General features: G+C 40.9%; 5 protein-coding genes. All 5 read right to left on the minus strand.

Features of this window, described 5'->3' with window-relative positions; all coding sequences use genetic code 11:
- Window positions 1-80: 80 nt before the first annotated feature.
- The 5 genes from rny to HMPREF2961_RS09495 all read right to left on the minus strand — a co-directional run bounded on the left by rny (window position 81) and on the right by HMPREF2961_RS09495 (window position 6,336).
- A complete protein-coding gene (rny, locus tag HMPREF2961_RS09475) occupies window positions 81-1,637 on the minus strand; it encodes a ribonuclease Y (protein ID WP_002287336.1) in 1,557 nt (518 codons plus the stop codon).
- Between the two features lie 421 nt (window positions 1,638-2,058).
- Window positions 2,059-3,105: a recombinase RecA gene (recA, locus tag HMPREF2961_RS09480; protein ID WP_070704644.1), complete on the minus strand. Its 1,047-nt coding sequence runs from the start codon at window positions 3,103-3,105 to the stop codon at window positions 2,059-2,061.
- 108 nt (window positions 3,106-3,213) lie between these two features.
- On the minus strand, window positions 3,214-4,455 hold the full coding sequence (locus HMPREF2961_RS09485) for a competence/damage-inducible protein A (protein ID WP_002315881.1): 1,242 nt from the start codon (window positions 4,453-4,455) through the stop codon (window positions 3,214-3,216).
- A gap of 170 nt (window positions 4,456-4,625) precedes the next feature.
- The gene (gene pgsA / locus HMPREF2961_RS09490) at window positions 4,626-5,204 is read right to left on the minus strand and encodes a CDP-diacylglycerol--glycerol-3-phosphate 3-phosphatidyltransferase (protein ID WP_002293081.1); all 579 of its coding nucleotides are present in this window, start codon (window positions 5,202-5,204) and stop codon (window positions 4,626-4,628) included.
- A 208-nt stretch (window positions 5,205-5,412) separates the two neighbouring features.
- Entirely contained in the window at window positions 5,413-6,336 is a 924-nt protein-coding gene (locus HMPREF2961_RS09495) for a RodZ domain-containing protein (RefSeq protein ID WP_156272022.1), read from the minus strand.
- Window positions 6,337-6,486 lie beyond the last annotated feature (150 nt).

Genomic DNA, 6,486 nt, shown 5'->3' on the forward strand with positions numbered 1-6,486 from the left:
AATGATAGCAATGTTTTTTCGTGCCTTACAAAAAAAGAAGAGCTGCGGCTTTTGCCGCGACTCTTCTTTTTTGTTTACTCTTATTTAGCATAATCAGTTGCGCGAGTTTCCCGAATAACGATTACTTTGATATGTCCAGGATAATCCAGCTCTTCTTCGATTCGTTTACGGATATCGCGTACTAAACGAACAGCGTCCAGATCCGAGATTTCTTCTGGTTTGACCATTACCCGAACTTCGCGTCCAGCTTGAACGGCGTAACTTGATTCTACACCGGCGAAGCTGTTCGAAATATTTTCCAGACTTCTTAAACGACGGATGTAGTTTTCCAATGATTCACTTCGCGCACCAGGTCTTGCTGCAGAAAGCGCGTCTGCTGCAGCTACAAGGACAGAGATAACAGAAGTCGCTTCCACATCGCCATGGTGAGAAGCGATTGCGTTGATGACTACTGGGTTTTCTTTGTACTTGGCAGCTAATTCCGCACCGATCTCAACGTGAGATCCTTCAATCTCATGGTCAAGTGCTTTTCCAATATCATGGAGCAATCCGGCACGTTTTGCTAATTGGATATCTTCGCCAAGTTCTGCTGCTAAGATACCAGCTAATTTTGCAACTTCGACCGAATGCTTCAAGACGTTTTGTCCGTAACTAGTTCTGAATCTCAGACGTCCGATGATCTTGATTAGATCTGGATGAAGTGTATGGGCACCGACTTCAAATGCTGCTTCTTCCCCGTATTCACGAATACGTTCATCCATTTCTTTACGAGATTTCTCGACCATTTCTTCGATTCGTGCTGGATGGATTCGTCCATCTTGTATCAGTTTTTCCAAGGTCATTCGTGCGATTTCTCTTCGGATTGGATCAAATCCGGAAAGAACAACTGCTTCAGGTGTGTCATCGATGATCAAATCGATACCAGTCAGCGTCTCAAGCGTTCGAATATTACGACCTTCTCGTCCAATGATACGACCTTTCATTTCATCATTCGGAAGGGTAACGACTGAAACAGTCGTTTCTGAAACTTGATCTGCTGCGCAGCGTTGAATCGCTAATGATAATAAGTTTTTCGCTTTGCGATCTGCTTCTTCTTTGGCACGCTGTTCAGATTCTTTTACCATTAGAGTTAACTCATGATTCAGCTCTTCTTCAGTCGATTTCATGATGACATCTCGTGCGTCCTCTTTTGATAAACCAGCAATTTTTTCTAGTTCTTTTTGTTGATCTTCAATCATTTTTTCAACGTCTTTTTCTCGCTCTTCAATTAATTGCTGTTTTGAACTAAGTGCTTCTTCTTTACTTTCAAGTGAGTTCTCGCGTTTTTCTAACGAGTCATCTTTACGATTCAGCGTTTGTTCGCGTTGAATCAAACGATTCTCTTGAGATTTTAATTCTAACTTACTTTCTCTCAGCTCACTTTCAACTTCAGAACGGTATTTCTGATTTTCTTCCTTAGCTTCTAACAATGCTTCTTTTTTTAGAGTTTCTGCTTCTTTCTTTGCACTATCGATGATCCCAGCAGCTGATGATTGTGCACCAGCTATTTCTTTCTCGTGACGTGACTTTGCGACCATAAACCCTAAACCAAGACCGACAATTAAACCGATGATAGCGAGGAGAATGTTGAATACCATAAAATCCACCTCCATACTATCTTTTTCATTTTTATCATCTATACAGCTTCTATGATAAATTATTCTAAACTTGTCAATATGCATCTTCGCATATATGTGTACAAAAAACATGCACAACTTTATTCTAATGTTTGTACCCCGTAGTGTCAACTTTAAATAAACAAAGAAACGGCTTTCCGTTCATTCATTAAACGGTGGTTTTTAGAATAAATGACACTAGTTTCATATAAGTAAACCTTTAAGTTGAGAAACTTTTTCACTAAATTACTTTTTGTAGTCGAATAGATATTTTTTATTTTATGTAGCTACTCGTATGATTAAATAGCTCAAGATTTCTTTGTTCTTTATTCAATAAAAAAACGGCAGGTCAAGGAGAGTATCTACTCTTCAGACCAGCCGTTTTTATTTATGTTGTTTATTATTATTCTTCTAAAGGTAATTCTTCTTGGCCTTTTGTATCTTCTGGGACAGCCACTTCTTCACCAATGCCATAAGCTGCTCTAACTAGAGCAGAAACTTCTGCCATCATTTCAGGATGATTAGCCATATAGATTTTAGCATTTTCTCGTCCTTGGCCAATCCGATCTTCTTTATAAGAGTACCAAGCACCGCTTTTATCAACGATGTCTTTTTCTACTGCCATGTCTAGAAGTTCTCCTTCTTGTGAGATCCCTAAACCATACATGACATCTACTTCAGCGATTTTGAAAGGAGGTGCTACTTTGTTTTTTACGACTTTGATCTTTGTACGGTTACCAACAATATCTGTTCCTTGTTTCAATTGTTCTGCACGACGTACTTCTAAACGGATCGTTGCGTAGAATTTCAATGCGCGTCCTCCAGGAGTGATTTCTGGATTCCCAAACATCACGCCTACTTTTTCACGGATTTGGTTGATGAAAATAGCGGTTGTTTTTGTTTTGTTGATCGAACCAGAGAGTTTACGCAATGCTTGAGACATCAAACGTGCTTGTAACCCGACATGTGAGTCACCCATTTCGCCGTCGATTTCTGCTCGTGGAACTAAAGCAGCAACTGAATCGACTACTACGATATCTACAGCCCCACTTGATACTAAAGCATCAGCGATCTCCAGACCTTGTTCTCCTGTGTCAGGCTGTGAAAGAAGTAGTTCATCGATATTCACGCCTAATTTTTGTGCATATTGCGGATCTAACGCATGCTCAGCATCAATGAAAGCGGCCGTTCCGCCATTTTTTTGTACTTCTGCAATAGCGTGTAGCGCCACTGTTGTTTTACCTGAACTTTCAGGTCCATATACTTCGATGATACGTCCACGGGGGTAACCGCCGACACCTAAAGCGACATCTAACGCAAGAGAGCCACTTGGAATTGTAGAGATTTGTTGGTCGATTTTTTCGCCCAATTTCATAATAGAGCCTTTACCATAGCTCTTTTCAATTTTTTTCAGTGCAGCATCTAAGGCTGCTTTACGATCATCTGCCAATACGATAATCCTCCTTATATTTACAAATCAGAGCAACATTTCATTATCCTTATCATATCGTTTTTAGTAATAAAAAGCAAGAAAAAACCGAACAAATATTCGCATTTATCATTTTCTTAAAAGCTGTTTTCTCAAAAGATCAAATCCTTGCATAACCGCATTATATCTGATAGCCGCACGGTCTCTGGCAAAGTGATATTTTTCTGAAACCACGCCATCTTTAGATGAAATTGCGATCCATACTGTTCCTGCAGGGTGACCTTCTAATGTGTCCGGTCCAGCCACTCCGGTGAAAGCTACACTGTAATCTGTTCTTGCTATCTCACGTGCTTGAATGGCCATCTGCTCCACACATTCTTTGCTGACTGTTCCATATTTTGCTAATAGCTCCGGATCAATCTCCAGAAAACCAGCTTTTGTTTGGAGCGAGTAGGTAACGAAGCCGCCTGGAAATACATCAGATACACCAGCAATATCGCCCAATGCGGCTTGGAAGGCACCGGCTGTCAAGCTTTCCGCCGCTGTTACAGTCTGCTTGTTTGCTTTCAGCAGTTCCACTACGACTTTTGCTAACGAATTATCATCGCCATATCCATAAAAATATTCTCCTACTCGTTCTTGAATCTTTTCTTCCAATGCTAAAAGAGCTTGATTTCCTGCCTGAACATCCTTTGTTTTCACTGTTAGACGCAATGTCACTTCATTTGGTTTGGCATAAGGAGCGATCGTTGGATTGATCTGTGTCTCGATCAGATCTTTTAGTTCAGTGACCAGTCGCGATTCACCAATCCCATAAAAGCGCAAAACTTTAGAAATCAGTTTTTCTTCAGAAGGAAAACGTTCCTCTAGTAATGGACGTACTTGTTCCACAAACATTGGTTTCAACTCATTAGGCGGACCGGGAAGAAGGATATATGCATGTGTATCTGTTTGATAAAAAGTCCCTAAAGCAAGCCCTGTACGATTTGGTAGAGGAACCCCGCCTTCGATGATTTGAGACTGTTGCAGATTGTTTTTGGTCATTTTTCGATGGGTTGTTTCAAAATATGCCAATAATTTTTTGTATCCTTCCGTATTTTGTATGAGAGACTTACCGAGGTGAGCCGCAGTTGCTTCTTTTGTCAGGTCATCTTCTGTCGGCCCTAATCCGCCACATAAGAGTATGAGTTCACTTCTTGTTTCAGCTAGAGCAATCAACTCTTCTAAACGCTGCTGATTATCTCCTACGACTGTCTGATAATAAACTTCGATACCTAGATCAGCTAGCTGTTCTGACAAGAAAGTGGCATTCGTATTCACGACTTGTCCTAGTAAAAGTTCTGTTCCGACAGCTATTATTTCTGCTTTCATTACTTCCCGCTCCCTTATATAGTATACGCTGTACTTATATATTTTTTTATTTAAAAAGAGGGCAAGGCTGATCCATGGACCAGCCTCTCCCCAGTTCTTTTTTCATTATATGATCAAATTATTTTCGCTTTATCAAGAACCGACGAATCTGACCATCCACAAAACAATACCTACATTGATCCTTTGAACACGCCGCTATTTTTGATGAAGTAATCCGCACCTGAATAGATAGTAAAGATCAGACAAGCATAAAGCATGATTTGGTCTACTGGAATACCGATCAGATTGAATGGGATATTATTGATAAACAGCAAGATAATAGCAACCATTTGTGTAGCCGTCTTGACTTTTCCCGGCCAAGCAGCAGCCATGACTTCTCCATGTTCGACAAGTAGTAAACGTAAGCCTGTGACGGCTAATTCGCGGCAGACAATAATCGCGACTACCCAACCTGGGGCCTTTCCTTGGTCAACCAACATGATAAAAGCGGTCATAACTAGCATTTTATCTGCCAGTGGGTCCGCAAACTTGCCAAAGTTAGTGACAAGACCTCGTGCACGGGCAATTTTTCCGTCTAACCAGTCTGTGATGCTGGCTAATGCAAAAATAACTGCGCCTACTAGCTGCGTAACAGCCAGTGTGGTGTCCCCTACGTTAAGTTGTCCCCAATCTAACGGTAATCCTACAACCAAAATGAAAATCGGGATCATACAAATTCTAAGTACAGTTAATTTATTTGGTAAATTCACATTATCGACTCCTTTCTTCCCTATTCTACGTGACTATCCGCGAAGTTTCCACCGATATTATTTACTTTTCCGAACGAATTTATTCAACGGAGCATTTTTATTGAATCTGATCTTTTGGAAATAACGAAGAAGGACCGCGACACAGATTTGTCACGATCCTTCTTTTTTATGCCTACAAGTAAATAGATGAATAAACTCATTTGTACGATCACTCTGCGTATTGGAGAGTCAGGTTCACATTTTTAGGACTCTGATTGTTTTCCCCTGGATTAACTGGTACGGATTCTCCATTCGCTTTGATCGTCGCATTGCTTGCTGCACCGATCGTAATGGTCGCATTGGCCGCTGTTTCCGGTAACACGGTACTTTGTGTTTCATTTGCTGCCAGTATGCCTTGATAAACATAAGCATTGTCTACTAGCACACCGATCCACACACGATTGACAGCGGTAAACTCAAGAGTGACAGGCTTGGTAGCATCTGTAATATTTACTGCGATGGCACTACCGGAATCCTCTCCTGCAGCTATTGCCATTTTCTTTTCTTCACTTGATTCTGTTGTTGACTCTACTGTAGAAGACTCTTGGGTCTGCGTGCTTTTCTCTGAGGAAGAGGACTCCTCGACTGATCCTTCTACTTTGAGCGAAGAAGCTGTATCGCCGATTATTGGATCAGCTTGACGATCTTGCCAAGTCATATAGCCTACGACAACGACGATCGCCAAAGCAACCAATCCTAATAAAATGACAGGAAGACTTGTCCAAAAACGACTTGGATGCGATTCTTCTTGATGTATTGCTTTTCTGGAAGTACTTACTGTTTCAGGCTGCGGACGTTCAGGGACCGATCCTGTCAATTTGCTTTTTCCATCAAAAACATCGACTAAATGGTCTCCATCTTCTCCTACAGCTTCAGCATATTGCCTAATAAACGCCCGTACGTAAAACTTACCAGGCAATTGATCAAAATCATCATTGTCGATTGCTTCCAAATAACGTTTTTGAATTTTTGTAATCTGCTGTAATTCATCTAAAGATATCTTTTTATTCAGGCGTGCTTGCCGTAATTTTTCTCCGATGGTTTCAAAAGCCACTCGTTCATCTTCTCCAGTCTGTTTGATTCTCCGAAGCATCTGCTGTTGCAACGAAAGACGTTATGTTTGGTGGCTGTGACAAAAGTCGTGTCACAGCTCCTTTTACCGTATAAACGGCGTTCCAGAAGTAGCTTCTTCGGCAATAAGCCGAAATATCACAAAAATTTGAGAAGCAATTTTCATAAATTC

The organism is Enterococcus sp. HMSC076E04, assembly GCF_001814285.1.
GTDB classification, from domain to species: Bacteria; Bacillota; Bacilli; order Lactobacillales; family Enterococcaceae; genus Enterococcus_B; species Enterococcus_B lactis.